The organism is Arthrobacter sp. StoSoilB13 (assembly GCF_019977255.1).
GTDB lineage: Bacteria > Actinomycetota > Actinomycetes > Actinomycetales > Micrococcaceae > Arthrobacter.
In genome coordinates this window covers 676,024-693,718 of sequence record NZ_AP024649.1, presented here as the reverse complement: position 1 = coordinate 693,718, position 17,695 = coordinate 676,024, and the positions used below count along the sequence as shown (strand labels likewise).

Here is a 17,695-nt window from a genome sequence, read left to right as displayed (position 1 = left end):
TCAGCCTGCGGGCTGTTCTCATCCGTCAACGACGGACATCGGCAGGCCGCCCCCATGCACGGTAGGGGCGATGCTATCTAGCTGCCAGCCGTCCCCAGATACCCGGAATGTCGCGATCTGCGGCAGCGAGTAGCCCGATGGGACGCTGCTCGGCCCATTCGCTGTCGAGGATTGGTGTTCCTCGGTCAATTCCTTGAACCGGACGCTTGCCTCCGAACCGGTCACCTCGACCGACTCCACCGTTACCTTCGTCGAAAAGGACGTGTACCAGAAGCCCATTGACTTGAATCCGGCCTTTGACCGAGCCACCACTTCGAGGTCCCGATCGCGCTTGGACCGGTAGGCCGCCGTCATCTGCCCCTCGGCAAGGCGCGGGGCGGGGGGAGTGTCGAGGACTGTGCCGTTTCGATCCTCGACCGCAGCCTGGATGATGGCCGCGAGCTCGGACGACGACGGGCCTGGCACGGATTCGGACGACCCCACTGCGGGCGGCCCGGCGGCCGGCTGGCACCAAGCGAGGGCGAACCCGAGCACAGCCACCACGGTGACCATGTACGGCGAGTACTTCACCGTGCTCCCCCTTGCCCTGGATGTCAACACAGCCTGCCGCGCCGAACCCACCCCAGTCAATGGGGCCCAATGACGGCCCTGTCCTCCGCAAAGATTCTCCGCAGGCGGTCCGCTACGCTCCCCCCCCAACTCGTATGACGGCGGTCCGGACCCTGCCCCGGATTCATGCAGACCACGGTGAGTTAACGGATACAACGAATTAACCTCTCAGGCTCTTGACCGGGACGGGTCGCGCCCTTAGAGTTTTCTGATATATGAGTCATATGTCACACGTCGCCGACCTCGATTCCAGGTTTTGATCTCGATGGGTCGGCGCGAGGGTGCCGGTAACGACGGCCTTGGCATATGCATCTCGAAGAGCAGTGATACATGACGACGCCGAAATCATCTCGCGTCCTGCGGCCGTACCGGCTGGCATCGAGCCAGCCGGTATCGTCCACCGGGCGCTAAGGGCTGCGGCTGTCCGAGCATCTAAGCAACGGCGCTCTGGTGCCGTCAGCGGTCTGCGCTGAACCAGAAGGGAACAAATCTCAATGATCCATCCGACCAGGACGACGGCCTCCGTCGACACCCCCATACCAAAAGAGACCAGCTCCAAGTTCAAACGCCGCTTCATGGTGCGGCTTGTCGCGGTCTTCATCGGCGGGATGTTCCTCGACGGCTACATTCTCGGAATTATCGGCCCCGTCACCGGACTCATGCGGTCAGATCTCCAGCTCGACGCACTATCGCTGGGCATGATCGCCGCAGGTCCGCTGGTTGGTATCTTCGTCGGCTCCCCGCTGGCCGGCTGGGCTACTGACAAGTTCGGACGCAAACCCATGTTCCTCGTGGACATGGGCCTGTTCCTGTTCGCCTCAGCAGCCCAGTTCTTCATAACCTCCGGGGACGGGGCCGTGATCCAGCTTGCCGCCATCCGGTTCCTCATGGGCGTCGCCATCGGTGGCGAATACTCAATCGGTGGGCCGTTGCTATCAGAGTTCTCCCCTCCGAAGCTCCGCGGGCGATTGCTCGGGCTGACCTTGGTCGCCTGGTACGTCGGTTTCATGATGGCATTCATCATCGGCACGCTCCTGCACGACGCCGGCACCCCCTGGCGCCTGGTACTCGGCACGAGCACGATACTCGCACTCGTCCTGTTCCTCGCCCGCATGGGCCTCCCCGAATCGCCGAGCTGGCTTATTACGAAGGGCCGGCATCAGGAAGCACTCGCGATCGCACGCAGATACGTCGAATCGCCCCAGATGCACGACAGCATCACCGGAGAGATGGATCTGAGGATGATCCAGGAGGCCGAAGCCGCGAAGAGTGGGACCAAAATCAAGAACGCCTCCTTCGGAATGCTGTTCTCGAGGCAGAACTGGCGCGCCACCGTATTCACTGCAGGTTTTTGGTTCTGCGCGGTCACTCCGTACTTCGCAATCGCGACCTTCGCCGACGAGGTGCTCAACCAATTCGGCTTCGGCGGCGGCTGGGCCGGTGGAGTCGGCCTGTCCGCACTTGCGGTCGCGGGCGTTGTCACCAGCGTACTTCTGATTGACAAGCTCGGTCGCCGAATCCTCACTGTGCCCGGGCAGTGGCTCTGCGCGGGCATCCTGCTGGTCATCGGAGTCTGGGCGGACGCACCAGCAATCCTCGTGCTCGTCCTGTTTCTCGCCTTCTCCTTCTTCAATGCCGGCTACACCACAATGACCCAGGTCTATCCGGCCGAGGTATTCCCCGGCCATCTGCGTGGCGTCGGCATGGGCTTCGCCGCGTCCTTCAGCCGCATCGGAGCCGCACTCGGCACCTTCGCCCTGCCCTGGGCGATCGCCAACATCGGCATGGGCGCAACCATGGTCATAGCCGCCGCCGTCGCATTACTCGGCGCAGCCCTCTCGCAATGGCTCGCGCCTGAGACCAAGGGGCGCACCCTCGCGGAGATCTCAGCAGACTTCTCCCACTGACACCCGGACTGCGCGGTGACTTTGAGCAGGAGCTAAGAGCCATCATTCTTTTCCTGGTTGGGTAGGCGTGGCTACAGCACAGCTGTAGCCACGCCTACCGTCCATTCAGACCCGGCCCCCATGTTCGGGATACACGTACACAAGCTGGCAGGACTTGGTGACACATCACTGTAAAGTGTCTATATGCCCAGGATCACGGCCGCCACGAATGCTGCCCAACGCGCCGAGACCCAACGCCGTATTCTGACCGCCTTCGGTGAACTCCTCTTCACCCACGGGCTGCCCGGCCTCACCATGACCGACGTCGCGCGCCACGCAGGCGTTGGCCGCACCGCCGTTTACAACTACTACGCAGACATGGAGCAGTTGCTCATCGCGTACGCGCTGGATGAAACCGAGCGCTTCATCGTGGACCTTCGGGATTCGCTGGCAGCCCTTGAAAATCCAGTGGACAGGCTGGCACTCTACGTCCGCGCCCAGGTGGAGGACCTCAGCCGCCGCCACCTACCGCCAGGGCCAGCGATGGCCGCCGTTCTTTCCCCGGCCTCGTTCGCGAAGCTCGCGGATCACGTAGGGGAGCTCAACGTCCTCCTCCAGGACATCCTCACTGACGGCGTCCAGCAGGGCTATCTCCCGGACACTGATGTCGCCCAGTTGGCGCGGCTCATTCACGGCACACTGTCTGCCAGTGCCGCACGACGCAACCGAACGCCCGACGGCGAGACTCCCCCGCCTGCCCCAGCCTCCGACGTCGAGCCCCAGACGGCGCAAACGGTTCGATTCATCCAACTGGGTGCGGGAGCGAAGTTCGACGAAGCGGGCAAGCCCGTCCGCCTGGATGCACTGACGCTATAACTACCAGGCCTGCGACCTACTGCGCGGGGCGGGTGGGGATGATCGGCCACCGGGAGTTGTCCGCGATTCTCAGGTCCTCGCGCGGACAGCTGAGTTTGCCCGGAGTCTGGTCCACGAGTTGCGGTTCAACCAAGCCCTGAAAGCCCCGGGTGAGGACCACGTCCACTGATTCGTCTTCGCGGTTGTCCTGGAAGTAATCCGTTCCGGCCAAATTCCGCTGGACGTTGAATGCGGCTGCCTGGCCCTTGACTCCCGAGACCACCACCCCGATTCCCGAGTACGCGGTGTCGCTGTTGTCCACGGAAAGGACCTTGTACCCCCGTGCTGTGAACTCGTCGGCGACAGTATTAGCCAGCCCTGCCCGCGAGGTGGCATTGAAGACGTTGATGTTCACGGTTTCGTTCGGCACGTAGTCGAACGTAGTGGTGGGGCACAGGCTGCTTGGCGCTTTGCTGGCGATCGCCGTGGGAATCCTGATGACACCATTCATGATGGCCCAGGCACCAACTGCTCCGGCTGCTATGACGCCGACCAGCAGGACAAGGACAATGGCGTGGAAGACGCGGCGCCGGAAGCGGCTGCGTTGGGCACGGGCGTCCTCGGCGAACGTGGCGCGAAGCTCAGGGCCGGTCACCACATGGTGGCCGTGCAACTGCGTCACATCTTTGGGACGCTTGCCCTGCCTAGCCATCGATTACCAATACGCGTGCGTGAATGGCCGTCCTCTGGTGGAGCGCGGTCCGGACTGCCCGATGGAGCCCATCTTCGAGGTACAGAACGCCCTGGTACTGGACCACGTGCGGGAACAAATCCCCAAAAAATGTTGAATCTTCTGCGAGCAATGCCTCCAGATCCAGGGTGCGCTTGGTGGTAACAAGTTCATCGAGGCGAACGGGCCGCGGTGGAAGGGCAGCCCAGTCACGCGGCGCGGAATATCCATGGTCAGGGTACGGGCGTCCCTCGCCCACAGCTTTGAAGATCACCCTGCAAGCCTATGGAAGATGCTGCGCTAACGGAACTTGTGACCCCCGGCACACGCAGGTTGTGGCCAAACGGTGACTATCCGACGTCAGGCGTCATAGCTGTGATGCACACCTCGGGGACTGACAGAATAGGGGCATGACTCAATCGCTCCAAGGTACCGACCGGACCGCTGCCCACACGGCCCCAGCCCTCGCGCTGCTGCTGGACGTCGACGGCCCCATCGCCAGCCCTGTAACGCGTGACGTCAAGCCGGATATCATCGCGGACCTCGTCGCGCTGGCTTCGGCCGGCATCCCCGTCATCTTCAACACGGGCCGCTCGGACGCGTTCATCAGCGAACAGGTCATGGGGCCGATGATCGAGGCCGGCATGCCGGCCGGTACCATCATCCACGCCATCTGCGAGAAGGGCGCCGTCTGGTTCAGCTACACAGCTGCCGGCCCCGGACCCATCCACGTGGACCACGAGCTCGCCGTGCCCAAGGCCCTACGGGGATGACATCCGCAGGCTCGTCGCCGAGGACTATTCCGCGCACATGTTCTTCGATGAGACCAAGCGCGCCATGGTCTCCGTTGAGCAGCACCTTGACGTGGCCAGCGAGGATTACCTGGCCGAGCAGAAACTCTTCGACGCAGATGCCCTGAACATCATGGGCCGCCACGGCCTCAACGCAGCCATCCTGGACCACCACGCCCCGGAGTCCGATGACACGGTGGACTACCGCCTGGACCCCACCATTATTTCCACGGACATCGAATCCGTCCGCTTGGGCAAGGACCTTGGCGCCAGCCGGGCAGTGGAAATGTTGGCCGCGCAGGGAATCACCCCGCTCTCCTGGCGCACCGTGGGTGATTCCCGTACGGACTACGCCATGGCAGACTGGCTTCACCACAACGACCACGATGTGAAGCACGTGGACGTCCGGCCCGCAGACGGCGTTCCGGTGAAGCCTTACACCATTCTCACCGCCGCCGACCTCGAGCTGGCGGACGACGTCATTCACGACGACGCCGGCGGAGCCTTCCTGCGCAGCTGGCGCGAGGCCCTCGCCATCTAGACTCCCGCATTCCCCAGAAACGACTCACAACAGTACGGAGAAAAGCCATCACGCAAGCACAGGTCGATCCGATTTACCACGGCAGCCCCACCGTAGAGGAAGATGCGATCGCCGAGGCGGTCTCACCTGCCGTCGTTGCCCACCTGAAGCACAGGTCCGACGTCGTCCGTCACCGCGGGCGGTACGCCCTCCTTAACGGTGACCTCACGCCCCAACAGGCAATGGTTGCGGACCTGCTGGCCATCCGCGCCGCTTTGGACGCCGCCGGCGTGGACTTCATCCTGGTGCGTGGCAACGACGAAAGGCCGGTCATCGCCATCGACTGGGAGTCACGCAAGGACGTTCGCGAGGCACTGGTTGCTGCCTTCCGCAATGAGCCGTTCTACTCCATGACTGTCGACGCCAAGAAGAAGACCTCTGTCCTGGTTGCAGACGGCGAACTCTCGGCCAACCGGAAGGCACGGATCTTCCGCCTGTACCGGCCCAGGGTGGAACTCGGCGGCGGCCTTTGGTACGGCCCTGCCCTCGGTGTCCAGTTGGAACTGTGGAGGTTCGAAGGCGACCACCTTGAACTCCCCGTGGAGAATTCCCTGACCCGGCGCACCATGCTGCGCCAGGACGCCGTTCGCGGTACCGTGCAGCGCCACGGCCTCACTTGGCCGACCATCGAGAACATGTTCGCGGACCATGCCAGCGACATTGACTTCGACATCGACATCGTCTTCTCGTGGGTGGACGGCAGCGACCCCGAATACATCGCCAGGAGGCGCGCCCAGCAGGCTGGGGCAGTCCTGGGCGAGGGCGATGACCATGAGGCACGCTTCCGGCAGATCAACGAGCTGAAGTATGCACTGCGCTCGGTCCACATGTTCGCACCGTGGGTGCGTCGGATCTTCATTGCCACCGATTCGCCCACCCCGTCATGGCTTGCCGACCACCCCTCGGTCACGATCGTGCGCAGCGAAGAGTTCTTCGCCGATCCGTCAGTACTGCCCACCCACAACTCGCAAGCAGTGGAGTGCCAGCTGCACCATATCGAGGGATTGTCCGAACACTTCCTCTACTCCAACGACGACATGTTCTTCGGCAGGCCCGTTGGCCCGGACATGTTCTTCACGCCCGGCGGAATCACCAAGTTCATCGAGGCTGACACCCGGATTGGGCTCGGCGAGAACGATGCCGAACGCAGTGGCTTCGAAAACGCTGCACGCGTCAACCGCAAGCTGCTGTGGGAACGCTTCGGACGGATCACCACCAGGCACCTGGAACACACGGCCGCTCCCCTGCGCCGGAGCGTGGTGGCCCAGATGGAGCACGAATTCCCGGCTGAGTTCTCCAAGACCGCGGCGAGCCGCTTCCGCGCTGCAGACAACATCTCAGTAACCAACTCGTTCTACCACTACTACGCGCTGCTCACTGGCAAGGCCGTGACCCAGACCAACGCCAAGGTCCGCTACGTCGATACAACGCAGTGGTCCGGACTGCACTACCTTCCAAAGCTGCTGGCCAAACGGCACATGGATCTCTTCTGCCTCAACGATGGCAGCTTCCCGGAGGTTGAAGCGGACGAACGTGCGGAGCTGGTAACCGACTTCCTGGAGAAATACTTCCCCGTCAAAGCCCCCTGGGAGAAATAGAAAGCCTGGGTCAGTCCCGGTTGTTCGACTGGGAGACGAGTTCCTGCGACGCCGGGACTGGTACCCGCCGCGAACGGCTCGGAATCCGGATGCCGGCTTCCGAGAGGCGGCGCTGCACTTCGGCAGCGTCCACCGGCTCGCCAACAGTTACGCCACCGGACATGGGAACCACCGAATGCACGATCGTGTGTTCGTAGACGTGGACCATGTTGTAGGACTGGGCACCGTCCCGGCCCCGCTGTCCTCCGGCGCGCACGCCGAGGTCCTGCGTGTAGCACGTCGCCGAGGCGACTGATACCGGGATGCCGGCGAAGCCCGCCGTCGTGGAGTAATGCAGGTGACCGGCCAGGATGGTACGGACATCGGAATTGCGGACGACGGCGGCCAGGGCGGCTTGGCCGCGCAACTCCACCAACACTGCGAGGTCCTGGACGCACGGGACCGGCGGGTGGTGCAGGGCGAGGATGGTGCCGTCCGGGGCGGGGGTGGCCAACTCTGCTGCCAGCCACTGAAGCTGCGATTCGGACAACTCGCCATAGTGGTATCCGGGGACCGTGGTGTCCAGGGTAATGATCCGGAGCCCGTTGACGAAGTAGCTGCGGTCCACAGGGTCCTCCGGCCGGCTCGCTGCGGAGGCGTCCAGGAAGGCCGAGCGGAAGTTGGCGCGGTTGTCGTGGTTGCCCATCGCCCAAATGGCCTTCGCTCCGAGCGCATCGCACACCGGCTCAATCATTTCCCGGAGACGTTTGTAGGCTTGGAACTCGCCCTTGTCCGCAAGGTCTCCGGTGAAAATGATGGCCTCTGGCTTGATCCTGGAGGCAATGATCTGATCGCAGATCTCCTGGAGCCTTGCAGCGCTGTCCACAGAACCGTGGAGCGTGCCTGGACCGGCCACCAGGTGAAGATCACTCAAGTGCAAAAGCACATGACCTGGTTTGGGGTACTCGGCCTCGATGAGCTCCATAGCTGCCTTAGCGTTTGGTGGGAGACGGTGTCCCCCGTGTCATTCCAGTACTGCCAATCCAACCAGACAACAAGCCAACAACAGGCTAACTGCCGGCGGAATGTTGGAAAATTACTTTCTCCCTTCGAAGGTATTGATGCTTATGACAAGGCCTTTTCAAGCGCGTCAACCAATTCCTGCGCGTCAGGTTCCACGCTTGAGGGAAACCTTGCAACCAGCTCGCCGTCACGGTTTATGACGAACTTCTCAAAGTTCCACTTGACCTTGACCGGCTGCCCGGACTCGTCCCTGGTCAGCTCGGCGAATAGCGGATGCTGCTCTTTACCCAGCACGTTGGCCTTGCTGGTGAGCGGGAACGAGACGCCAAAGTTGCGTTCGCAGAATTCCGCGATTTCCTCGTCGGCTCCGGGCTCCTGGCCACCGAATTGGTTGCAGGGGACGCCAAGGACTTCAAGGCCCTCCTCGCGGTACTTTCCGTAGAGCTCCTCAAGGCCGGCGTACTGGCGGGTGTAGCCGCATTTGGAAGCTACATTCACCACCAGGACGGCTTTTCCTTCAAAGCGTCCGAAGTCTGCTTCAGAGCCATCGTTGAAGGTGAGGGGAATGCTGTAAAGAGTTCTCATGTGATCGCTTCCTGACGACGTCGTCTGGCGGGATTGCCGCGATCGAGCTTACGGGGAGCTGCCCAAGCCACGAAATGTAGGGGTACCTACACTCGCCGGCTTATGACGTGGGAAGGATGAGCGAAGACAACGGCACGATTACACCGTCCGGCCGCTGGACCATGTCCGGGCCAACGAGGATATATCCAGGCGGAAGCACCACTGCCGGAGGCGTTGATGGAAGCACAGCCACAGGGCTGGGCGCCGGAACAGGAGCCGCCGGAACGGGAGCCACGGGCTCCACGGTTTGAGTCACCGCAACCGGAGCGGGAGCAACCACTACGGGCTCGGGTGCGACAACCACAGGCGCTGGCTCAACCACTACGGGTGCCGGTGCAACAGCCACGGGTTCCGGCGCAGGGGCTACCGGAGCAGGAGCCGGATCAGCGGGTGCCACTGAAGCGACGGGCGCCACGGGCTCGACGACGGCGGGTGCGGTGGCCGTGTTGGGGACCGCAGGCGACGTGCTGGGTGCTGTAGCCGTCGTGCCTGGCGTCGTTGTGGTGGACGTCGGCGTTGTGGACGTCGCCGTCGGCGTCGGTGTGGAGGTCGCCGTCGGACTTGGCGTCGCTGTAGCCGTAGGCGTTGCCGTAGCCGTGGGAGTTGGTGTGACAGTCTGCGTCGGCGTCGAGGTGGCCGGTGGCGTCTGCGTGGATGGTGGCGTTTGCGTGGCAGGGGGCGTAGTGCCCGAAGTGGCGGGCGGCGTAGTGCTCGACGTGCTCGGCTGTGTGGTCACCGGCGGAGCAACGGCCTCTTCGTCGTCGCCACCGATGACGGCCCGGTTGGTGCTATCTGACACCGGCACGGCCCACTGCGGCGAGGCAGAGACGCCTGTTCCAACTCCAGGCTGGTAGTTCACCATGGTGATGTTCTGCAGCGGATCGATCTGCCGGAGGGGCAGATAGATCCAGCCGTTGGGGTTGGTGTGCAAGCCGTTCACGATCGTCTCAAAGTGCAGGTGGCACCCAGTGGACCATCCGGTGGTCCCTACCTCGGCGATGACTTCTCCAACGCGCACGGACTGGCCCTGCGTCACACCAATTGCTTGAAGGTGGTTGTAGGTTGTGACCAGGCCGTTGCCGTGTTCGATTTCAACACGGTTGCCGCCACCCCAAAGGTGCCAACCGACGGCCCTGACAACCCCGGCATCGGCGGCGTAGACGCGCGTGCCGCATGCGGCGGCGTAATCCTGGCCCCAGTGGAACTCGCCGGGCAGCCCAGTGATGGGGCTGTAGCGGTAGCCGTATGGAGAACTCGGACTCAAGACTTCAAGCGGCGCGTAAAGGCTGCCGGCTGGTGGACGCGACAAGCCGGACGAAGCAACGGTCAGGCCGGATGATCCGTCCTTGGCCACGGTCCGGACAAGTGCGCGGTCGAAGTAAACCATGGGCGTGCCGGCCTCTTGGGCCGGCGGCTCGGGCATGGTGTCGATCACTGTGGTTTCGGCTTCCGGCGGCACAAGGCTGCCAAGCGAGAAAGGTCCAACGACGCCTTGCGCCACAGAACCATCCACAGAGCCGGTAGAGACGGAATTTAGGGGTTGGAAACCAAAAGCGAAAAAGGCTGCGGCTGCCAGGATTCCGGCGATGAGCATTCGACGAAAACCGTCGGTGCGCACCAAGTCTACGTATCGGTCAGATTCACTATGCTTGCCCACAAGAACACTCCCCAAAGCCAGCGGCACCAAACCCCAGCCTGGCGTGCAAGCACCATTGTTGCGGGAATCAATATGAAAATAAAGGCTTTCCGGCCCCAGTAAAGCGCAGGGTTTCCTCAGTTTTTGCTCAAGTGATCTTGAGATTCGGGGATGACTCCCTACCCGAGGTTTTCCTTGAGCAGTGCACGGTGTTCCACCGCAGCAGATTCATGCAGGGCGCGGCCGGCGTCTGTGAGCTCCAGATACAGGGAGCGACGATCATCGGCACACGTTTGGCGGGAGACCAGGCCTGCTTTTTCGAGCCTGTCCACCACCTTGGACACAGCGCTTTGGGTCATCGGCGTGCGCTCCCCCAAGGCCTTCATACGGCAAGCGGCGTCCGTGCTTTCGGCGACGAGGTCCAGAATTTCGAATTCATTCAGGCCGATGTCGAACTTGGCTTCCAGGGCGCGGTCAATGGCTCCTGCGGTACGGAAGTAGGAGTCCTGAATGCTGCGCCACTGCTCAACAAGCTGGCGATCACGCGTCGTTGCCATGCCCTGATTCTAGTCCATTCCGACTTTGGAATCCACGTCATAATATTCCACGTCATATTCCTTGTCATTCAATGACGCGTCATATAGCTTGGATGCATGACATCACCCACCACCCTTCAAAGATCCGCCGAACCCGTGCTTTCAGCCGTCCGTTGGACGCGCGCCCAGTGGCTCCTGCTGATGGTTGTGTGCACCGTCCTCGCCCTGGACGGGCTGGATGTTTCCATGGTTGGCGTAGCCCTGCCTTCGATCGGACAGGAACTCAACCTCGGAACCGATTCGCTCCAGTGGATCGTGTCCGCCTACGTCCTGGGGTACGGAAGCCTCCTGCTCCTGGGCGGCCGGCTCGCGGACCTGTTGGGCCGCCGTCGAATATTCCTCATCGCCTTGGCGGTGTTCGCCGCAGCCTCACTGCTGGGCGGCCTGGTGGACGATCCCGCAATCCTGATCGCTACCAGGTTCGTCAAGGGTCTCGCCGCAGCGTTCACCGCGCCAACAGGCTTCTCCATCATCACTACCAACTTTGCCGAGGGCCGCGAGCGCAACAAGGCCCTGTCCATCTTCACCACGTTCGGCGCCAGCGGCTTCTCGCTGGGCCTTGTGGTCGGAGGCCTGATGACCAGCCTGAGCTGGCGGTGGACGTTCCTGGTGTCCGTGCCGATCACCGTCGCCGTGGTCCTGCTGGGCATGAAGTTCATTCCGAAAGACAAGCCGTCTGCTGAAAACAGCGGGCATGACATCTGGGGTGCGGTGACGCTCGCGCTGGGCATGCTCGGCCTCGTTTACACGTTGGTTTCGGCACCTGAGCAGGGCTGGGGATCTGTGGCAACTATCGCCGGATTCGCAATCTCTGCAGCCGTGCTTGCAGCCTTCGCTGTGATCGAGAACAAGGTGAAGCACCCGCTGATCCGCTTCGGCATCCTCAAGGAAGGCTGGGTGGCCAGGGCCAACCTCAGCGCAGTGGGGCTTTTCGGTTCTTACTTGAGCTTCCAGTTCATCGTCACCATGTTCCTGCAGTCGGTGCTCGGTTGGACGCCTTTGGGCATGGCTTTGGCCCTGCTGCCCGCCGGGCTGCTGGTGGCCACCAGCGCACCCTTTGCTGACCGGCTGATCGAGAAATTCGGCGCCACGCAGCTGATCCTCACCGGTCTCACGGCCCTTGGATTGGGCTACGTCCTGTTCCTCCGGGTGGGCACCACGCCCAACTACGCCCTGGACATCCTGCCCTCGGTGATCCTGCTGGGCATCGGCTTCGCCCTGGCCTTCCCGTCCATCAACGTCCAGGCCACAACCGGCATCAAGGACTCCGAGCAAGGCCTGGCTGCCGGTTTGATCCAGACTAGCACGCAGGTGGGAGCCGCACTGGTCCTGGCAGTCACCACGGCATTGGTGAGCGGCCACGGTCAGGCGGCTGGAACCGTCAGCGCCCAAGCCATGCTGGAACAGTACCGTCCGGGCCTGATCCTGAGTGCCGCCGTCGCCATCGCGGCCCTCCTGGTGGCAGCAGCACCGTCAAGGCGCCGCGCCCGCGTTTAGTCCGCGCGAACCCTCCGGCCCCCCATGGCGTTGCCATGGGGGCCGGACCCGTGCACAAATTGCTCTGTACAGGTTCCGCGAAGAGCGGTCTCATGGGATGCATGAGGAATTACCTCACCGAGTACAGATACGACCTGCAACGCACGTTCACGGGAACATCCGGAACCCCACCTGCGTGGGTGCCGCGCCTTGCAGAAGGGAACGACGCCGGATATCACCTTCCCGGCTCGGCCGTCTGGGCTGTGCATGGGTCCATGGCCACCATCGTGGCCGGAATCCGGGTCCTGCTGATGCAGTCCTTGCACCCCGGCGCACTTGCGGGTGTTTACGAACATTCCGGCTTCAAGGAAGATCCGCTGGGGCGGCTGGCCAGTACCGTGCGCTGGATCTTCACCGTCACGTATGGCTCCAAAGAAGCCGCTGAGGCAGCAACCTATCGTGTCCGGAAGATCCACGAACATGTCCGGGGAAGCTACGTGGACGGAACTGGCGCCCACCGCAACTATTCCGCCAATGATCCCGAACTCCTCCGCTGGGTCCACGTCACCTATGCGGACTCCTTCCTCAGGGCCAACCGCATCTGGGGCCGCCCGATACCCGGCGGCCCGGATGCCTACGTCCGCGAATGGGCCCAGGCTGGCCGGCTCATGGGAGTGGAAGATCCACCGGTCACCGAAGCCCAGGTGCGCCAGGAACTGGAAGCCTGGTATGCCTCCGGGATCTTGCGCTCGGATGAGCGGCTGGCAGAAACCATCGCCTTCATACGCCGCCCGCCCCTGAGCCCGTTGCTTCAGCCGGGCTACCGGATCCTGTTCGCTGCCGCCGTCGCAAGCCTTGAACCCAAGTACCGGAACATGCTGGGTGTGCGACCCGCCCGCTTGGGTCCGATCCCACTGCCTGCCATCACCGCCGCCCGTGTTGTTCTGTCCATGGTCCGGCTGGCCCTGGGTTCACACGGTCCCAGCGAACTCGCAGCTCGGCGCCGGCTGCAAAGGCTGGGATATGCGGTGTGAGACCCGCCCACGAAGGTAGCCCAAAAGAGGCCCGCACACAGCTGCGGGCTTCTTTTTTCGGTCAATTGTTTCTTAATGCAATACAACCGTTGACTAGTGAGCAACCTCACAGTTACAGTTACGGCACCCCAAACGGCCGAACGACGGCCGGTCTACCTGACTTTCGAATGCTTTGATGAAGGGCGTGCGCAACCCGCCGCCCCCGAGCTTCGGGAGCCTTCTTCACGATGTAATCCCAGCACACGCCCGTCTCCCCCATGGCCCGTCTCCCTGAAGCGAGCCTGGACGTTGGCGTACATGAGAGGCAATGCGAGCCATGACAGATTTCCGTTCCCACGTTTTTGACCGCAGGCAGATCCTCAAAGCAGCGGCACTGACGCCGTTTGCCGGACTGGCATTATCCGGCTGCAGTTCCAAGCCAGCCGAAAGTGCCGCCGCCAACAAGACCGTCACGGTCACTTCCTACGGTGGTTCCTACAACGACCAGTTCACGCAGACCATCCTGGATCCCTTTTCGAAACAGACAGGTATCCAACCGACTCTCTTGGCCAACACGAGCTTGGCTTCCCTCAAAGCGCAGGTGCAGTCCGGCGATGTGCAGTGGGACCTGGTGGAAATCACAGCACCGGAGTATGAAACGGCCGTTGCCGAAGGACTGCTGGAAAAGTTCGACTACGACATCATCAGCGACAAGGGTCTTCCCGGCTACGCCAAGGCGGAGTACGGCATCAAGTACCTGAGCTTCCTTTTCGTCATGGCATGGGACCAGAACGCCATTCCGGATGCGCAGGCGCCCAAGGATTGGGCGCAATTCTTCGACCAGGACAAGTACAACGGCAAGCGCTCCGTCTACAACCAGCTATCCGACAGCTCCGTGCTGGAAGCCGCCCTGCTGGCTGACGGCGTGCCGTTCGACAAGATCTACCCCCTTGACGTTGACCGGGCTCTGCGGGTCTTGGGCCACCATCCCGGAAAAGATCGTCTTCTTTATCACTCGGCCAACCAGGAACCCATCCAGCAGCTCACGTCAGGAGAAGTCGCACTGTCAACGAGCTTCAACAACCGGGTCAACGCTGCGCGCAAGGACGGGGCCAAACTGAACTTCTCCGCCGAGAACGCGGTATTGGCCGGCGACTATTTTGTGGTCCCCAAGGGCGCAAAGAACAAGGAAGCCGCTTTCAAACTCATGAACTTCATGTCCAACGACGCCGAAGCCGGAGCTGCCTTCGACACGGTTACCAACTTGACCCTGGCGAACACGCCTGCGCTGTCCAAGCTGCCCAAGGAAGTGGCGGACACACTTCCCACCAGCCCACTGCTTGCGGACAAGATCCTCATCCGGGATGACAAGTGGTGGTCCCAGAACCTGAAGAAGACCGAGCAGCAGTTCAAGCTGTGGCAGGCCAGCTGACATGAGCGCCATAACTTCTCAAAGAATCCAGGCGAAAGGCCGCGGGACTCCGACGCCGGATGAAGCGAAGCCGCGCCGGAGAAGGAGCGGATGGTGGCTGCTGCTGGCACCTGTTCTTGCATTCGACGTCGTACTGTTCCTCACCCCGCTCGGGAAGCTGGTTGGCTCAAGCTTTTCCGGTAACGCCTATCAGCGGGTACTTGAGGATCCCCTGGTACTGCGTTCGCTGGCGAACACGCTTACCATCAGCCTGGCATCCACCCTGGTGACCGTTGGTCTTGGCTATGTCATTGCCCTTGTCCTCTGGCGTTCCGGGAACATCCTGCGGGTAGTCCTCTTCGCCGTCGTCTTGTTGCCGTTCTGGACCGGCATCCTGGTGAAGAACTTCGCGTGGGCGGTGCTCCTGCAGGACAACGGCATCATCAATGCCTTCCTGCAGGGCATTGGCCTGACGGACGCACCCATCGAGTTGCTCCATAACCGATTCGCGGTGATCGTCGGCATGGTTCACTGCCTGCTGCCCTACGCGGTCTTTCCGATCTTTTCTTCGCTGATGTCCATCGACGACCGCCTTGGATTGGCGGCGCGGTCGCTCGGCGCCAGGGAAGGCTCCGTGTTCCGTCACATCACCCTTCCGCTTAGCACTCCGGGCGTCTCTGCAGCCGGCCTCCTGGTCTTCATCATGAGCACAGGCTTCTTCATCACACCCGTGGTCATGGGTGGGCCAGGCGACATGATGATCGCCAACCAGATCGACTACTACGCCCGGCAGTTGACCGACTTCCCAGGCGCCGCAGCCCTGGCCGTGATCCTTACAGCGCTGGTCAGTGTCCTCGTGGCGGTCTACCAGCGGGTCCTCAAGGCCGGAGGCCACCATGAAGACAACTAATCCACAACACCGTTTGATACCCCTGCTTTCTTTGCCGGTGTTCCTGTTCCTGGTGATTCCGACCCTCATCGTGGTTCCCGTGGCGCTCAATGACAGCCGCTACATCACCTTCCCACCCGAAGGTTTGTCCTTCGCGGCGGTGGCGGGCTTCTTCGCCGACACCGCATGGACGTCGGCATTGGCCGCCAGTCTCCAGTCAGCGGGTATTGCCGTGGTGATCGGCGTAGCTATTGGTTCTACGGCGGCCATCGCCCTTCATGGCCGCACGTTTCCCGGGAAGTCCGCTGTGATGGGTCTGATACTGGCCCCGATGATCGTGCCCACCGTGGTGCTTGCCCTTGCCTTCTACCAGTTCTTCATCTCGGTTGGCATGGTGGGCAGCATCATTCCCATCGGCCTGGCGCACGCCGTCATCGCCACGCCCTACGTGTACCTCACAACGCGTGCCAGCCTTGCCGGGCTCAACCCTGCCCTGGTGCGGTCGGCCCAAAGCCTCGGCGCGGGGACGCTGTCCGTGTTCCGGCATGTGTACCTCCCCGTTATCCTCCCGGGTCTGGTCTCCGGAGCGCTATTCGCCTTCTCGGTATCGATCGATGAAACCGTGATGTCGCTGTTCATGCAGTCCCCCAGCGCCACCACCTTGCCGGTGAAGATGTTCACCGACATCCAATTCAACCTGACTCCCAAGATCGCCGTCTCCTCCGCGCTGTTGGTAACAGTGGCGACCATCGGACTGCTCCTGCAGGTCATGTTCGTCCTCAAACGCCGATCGATCTCCCGGATGGTGCCCCTGGCAGTGTCCGCCCAAACGTAAAGGAACAATGATGACCGCATCAATGACTTCCACCGCCACCGCTCCAGACGCAGCCACCAAAACGAAGGGACTTCTTGAGCTCAGGCAGGTCCGCAAAAGCTATGGTGGGTTCGTCGCAGTCGACCAGTTGGACCTGACTGTCCAGCCCGGCGAATTTGTCACCCTCCTCGGGCCCAGCGGATCGGGCAAAACCACCACCATGATGATGGTGGCCGGGTTCGAAGAACATACCTCCGGCTCCGTCATGATTGACGGGCAGCCCGTAGACACGCTCCCCCCAAGGGAACGGAACCTGGGCGTCGTTTTCCAGAATTACGCCCTCTTCCCGCACATGACCGCCCTCGAAAACGTGGAATTCGCGCTCCGCATGAGAAAGGTGCCGGCGTCGGAACGGCGCCAGCGGGCCAACGAAGCACTAAAGCGCGTGGGGCTTGGCACCTTGGGTGACCGAAAGCCACGGCAGCTGTCCGGAGGCCAGCAGCAGCGCGTTGCGCTCGCCCGGGCCCTGGTATTCAACCCCGCGGCACTTCTCCTGGATGAGCCCATGGCAGCGCTGGACAAGCGGCTCCGCGAACAGATGCAGGAGGAGATCAAAACCCTTCAGAAGAGCCTGGGCATCTCTGTGCTGTTCGTTACCCATGACCAGGAAGAAGCAATGGCAATGTCGGACAGGATCGTGGTGATGAAAGACGGCCGGATTGTCCAATCAGGACCGCCGGACGAGGTCTACAACCACCCCCTTACCGACTGGGTTGCCGGCTTCCTTGGCGACACCAACCTGATTCCGTGCACAGTACTGGAGCGCAACGGCAAGGAGGCCACCGTGGATTTGGGTGGTTTGGGAATCGCACGCGTGAGGGACCAGGGCGCTATGGGTGCGGACTACGCAGTATCGATCCGACCGGAACACCTGAAGCTCAGTTCAACGCCGCCTGTGGATGGGGGCTGCGGAGCTGTTATTACATCGTCCACCAACCTTGGCGCCACCGTCCGTCATCGGCTCACTGCTGGAGGCCATGAATTGATGCTGCGGGAGATGAGCCCGGAGTCCGGCACGCGGTCGGCAACGGACAGTCTTTGGGTTGGCTGGGACCCGGACAAGGCACAGTTGTTGGTCCTGGAATCCTAAGGCGTCAACGAAGACAGCCAGGCAGGACGTCGTTA

16 protein-coding genes and 1 pseudogene are annotated in these 17,695 nt (G+C 62.2%); 10 read left to right on the top strand and 7 right to left on the bottom strand.

Annotated features, from left to right (window positions below; genetic code table 11):
• Positions 1-18: 18 nt before the first annotated feature.
• Complete coding sequence (locus tag LDP01_RS21855) at positions 19-570, bottom strand: hypothetical protein (RefSeq protein ID WP_224094183.1); 552 nt, start codon at positions 568-570, stop codon at positions 19-21.
• Between the two features lie 533 nt (positions 571-1,103).
• On the opposite strand from LDP01_RS21855, the gene LDP01_RS21850 reads away from it, so the two are divergent.
• Complete coding sequence (locus LDP01_RS21850) at positions 1,104-2,516, top strand: MFS transporter (RefSeq protein WP_224094181.1); 1,413 nt, start codon at positions 1,104-1,106, stop codon at positions 2,514-2,516.
• A gap of 183 nt (positions 2,517-2,699) precedes the next feature.
• On the top strand, positions 2,700-3,371 hold the full coding sequence (locus LDP01_RS21845) for a TetR/AcrR family transcriptional regulator (RefSeq protein WP_224094180.1): 672 nt from the start codon (positions 2,700-2,702) through the stop codon (positions 3,369-3,371).
• 16 nt (positions 3,372-3,387) lie between these two features.
• Here LDP01_RS21845 and LDP01_RS21840 read toward each other — a convergent pair whose 3' ends face one another.
• Together LDP01_RS21840 and LDP01_RS21835 are read right to left on the bottom strand one after the other, a co-directional pair.
• Entirely contained in the window at positions 3,388-4,062 is a 675-nt protein-coding gene (locus LDP01_RS21840) for a LytR C-terminal domain-containing protein (protein WP_224094179.1), read from the bottom strand.
• On the bottom strand, positions 4,055-4,354 hold the full coding sequence (locus tag LDP01_RS21835) for a type II toxin-antitoxin system VapB family antitoxin (RefSeq protein ID WP_062069994.1): 300 nt from the start codon (positions 4,352-4,354) through the stop codon (positions 4,055-4,057). Before LDP01_RS21835 ends, LDP01_RS21840 begins: the two co-directional genes overlap by 8 nt.
• A 136-nt stretch (positions 4,355-4,490) precedes the next feature.
• Between LDP01_RS21835 and LDP01_RS21830 the strand changes: the two are divergent.
• Together LDP01_RS21830 and LDP01_RS21825 are read left to right on the top strand one after the other, a co-directional pair.
• Positions 4,491-5,412 (top strand): annotated as a pseudogene (locus tag LDP01_RS21830) (Cof-type HAD-IIB family hydrolase).
• Between the two features lie 47 nt (positions 5,413-5,459).
• Positions 5,460-7,049 (top strand): stealth family protein, encoded by a 1,590-nt coding sequence (locus LDP01_RS21825; protein ID WP_527249114.1) that lies wholly within the window; start codon positions 5,460-5,462, stop codon positions 7,047-7,049.
• A gap of 10 nt (positions 7,050-7,059) precedes the next feature.
• Here the strand turns inward: LDP01_RS21825 and LDP01_RS21820 are convergent, their stop codons facing one another.
• The 4 genes from LDP01_RS21820 to LDP01_RS21805 all read right to left on the bottom strand — a co-directional run bounded on the left by LDP01_RS21820 (position 7,060) and on the right by LDP01_RS21805 (position 10,868).
• The gene (locus LDP01_RS21820; protein ID WP_224094178.1) at positions 7,060-8,013 is read right to left on the bottom strand and encodes a phosphodiesterase; all 954 of its coding nucleotides are present in this window, start codon (positions 8,011-8,013) and stop codon (positions 7,060-7,062) included.
• 140 nt (positions 8,014-8,153) lie between these two features.
• Entirely contained in the window at positions 8,154-8,636 is a 483-nt protein-coding gene (locus LDP01_RS21815; RefSeq protein ID WP_224094177.1) for a glutathione peroxidase, read from the bottom strand.
• 100 nt (positions 8,637-8,736) lie between these two features.
• A complete protein-coding gene (locus tag LDP01_RS21810) occupies positions 8,737-10,293 on the bottom strand; it encodes a M23 family metallopeptidase (protein ID WP_224094176.1) in 1,557 nt (518 codons plus the stop codon).
• A gap of 197 nt (positions 10,294-10,490) precedes the next feature.
• The gene (locus LDP01_RS21805) at positions 10,491-10,868 is read right to left on the bottom strand and encodes a MarR family winged helix-turn-helix transcriptional regulator (protein ID WP_224094175.1); all 378 of its coding nucleotides are present in this window, start codon (positions 10,866-10,868) and stop codon (positions 10,491-10,493) included.
• Between the two features lie 96 nt (positions 10,869-10,964).
• Here LDP01_RS21805 and LDP01_RS21800 point away from each other — a divergent pair, with 96 nt between their 5' ends.
• The 6 genes from LDP01_RS21800 (at position 10,965) to LDP01_RS21775 (ending at position 17,660) form a co-directional block, all read left to right on the top strand.
• Positions 10,965-12,404, top strand: a complete 1,440-nt coding sequence (locus LDP01_RS21800) for an MFS transporter (protein WP_224094174.1) — start codon at positions 10,965-10,967, stop codon at positions 12,402-12,404.
• A 92-nt stretch (positions 12,405-12,496) separates the two neighbouring features.
• Positions 12,497-13,417, top strand: a complete 921-nt coding sequence (locus LDP01_RS21795; RefSeq protein WP_224094172.1) for an oxygenase MpaB family protein — start codon at positions 12,497-12,499, stop codon at positions 13,415-13,417.
• Between the two features lie 316 nt (positions 13,418-13,733).
• Positions 13,734-14,828 (top strand): extracellular solute-binding protein, encoded by a 1,095-nt coding sequence (locus LDP01_RS21790; protein ID WP_224094170.1) that lies wholly within the window; start codon positions 13,734-13,736, stop codon positions 14,826-14,828.
• 1 nt (position 14,829) lies between these two features.
• Positions 14,830-15,717 (top strand): ABC transporter permease, encoded by an 888-nt coding sequence (locus tag LDP01_RS21785; protein WP_224094168.1) that lies wholly within the window; start codon positions 14,830-14,832, stop codon positions 15,715-15,717.
• Complete coding sequence (locus tag LDP01_RS21780) at positions 15,704-16,531, top strand: ABC transporter permease (protein WP_224094166.1); 828 nt, start codon at positions 15,704-15,706, stop codon at positions 16,529-16,531. The genes LDP01_RS21785 and LDP01_RS21780 overlap by 14 nt, the downstream gene beginning before the upstream one ends.
• 7 nt (positions 16,532-16,538) lie before the next feature.
• Positions 16,539-17,660 carry an ABC transporter ATP-binding protein gene (locus tag LDP01_RS21775; RefSeq protein WP_224094164.1) on the top strand — a complete coding sequence of 374 codons (1,122 nt, stop codon included), beginning with the start codon at positions 16,539-16,541 and terminating at the stop codon, positions 17,658-17,660.
• Positions 17,661-17,695 lie beyond the last annotated feature (35 nt).

Excerpts from the sequence above, each read along its gene's own strand:
- LDP01_RS21850 (WP_224094181.1), top strand. The coding sequence starts at position 1,104 with ATGATCCATCCGACCAGGACGACGGCCTCCGTCGACACCCCCATACCA.
- LDP01_RS21845 (WP_224094180.1), top strand. The coding sequence starts at position 2,700 with ATGCCCAGGATCACGGCCGCCACGAATGCTGCCCAACGCGCCGAGACC.
- LDP01_RS21840 (WP_224094179.1), bottom strand. The coding sequence starts at position 4,062 with ATGGCTAGGCAGGGCAAGCGTCCCAAAGATGTGACGCAGTTGCACGGC.
- LDP01_RS21820 (WP_224094178.1), bottom strand. The coding sequence starts at position 8,013 with ATGGAGCTCATCGAGGCCGAGTACCCCAAACCAGGTCATGTGCTTTTG.
- LDP01_RS21815 (WP_224094177.1), bottom strand. The coding sequence starts at position 8,636 with ATGAGAACTCTTTACAGCATTCCCCTCACCTTCAACGATGGCTCTGAA.
- LDP01_RS21805 (WP_224094175.1), bottom strand. The coding sequence starts at position 10,868 with ATGGCAACGACGCGTGATCGCCAGCTTGTTGAGCAGTGGCGCAGCATT.
- LDP01_RS21800 (WP_224094174.1), top strand. The coding sequence starts at position 10,965 with ATGACATCACCCACCACCCTTCAAAGATCCGCCGAACCCGTGCTTTCA.
- LDP01_RS21795 (WP_224094172.1), top strand. The coding sequence starts at position 12,497 with ATGGGATGCATGAGGAATTACCTCACCGAGTACAGATACGACCTGCAA.
- LDP01_RS21790 (WP_224094170.1), top strand. The coding sequence starts at position 13,734 with ATGACAGATTTCCGTTCCCACGTTTTTGACCGCAGGCAGATCCTCAAA.
- LDP01_RS21785 (WP_224094168.1), top strand. The coding sequence starts at position 14,830 with ATGAGCGCCATAACTTCTCAAAGAATCCAGGCGAAAGGCCGCGGGACT.
- LDP01_RS21780 (WP_224094166.1), top strand. The coding sequence starts at position 15,704 with ATGAAGACAACTAATCCACAACACCGTTTGATACCCCTGCTTTCTTTG.
- LDP01_RS21775 (WP_224094164.1), top strand. The coding sequence starts at position 16,539 with ATGATGACCGCATCAATGACTTCCACCGCCACCGCTCCAGACGCAGCC.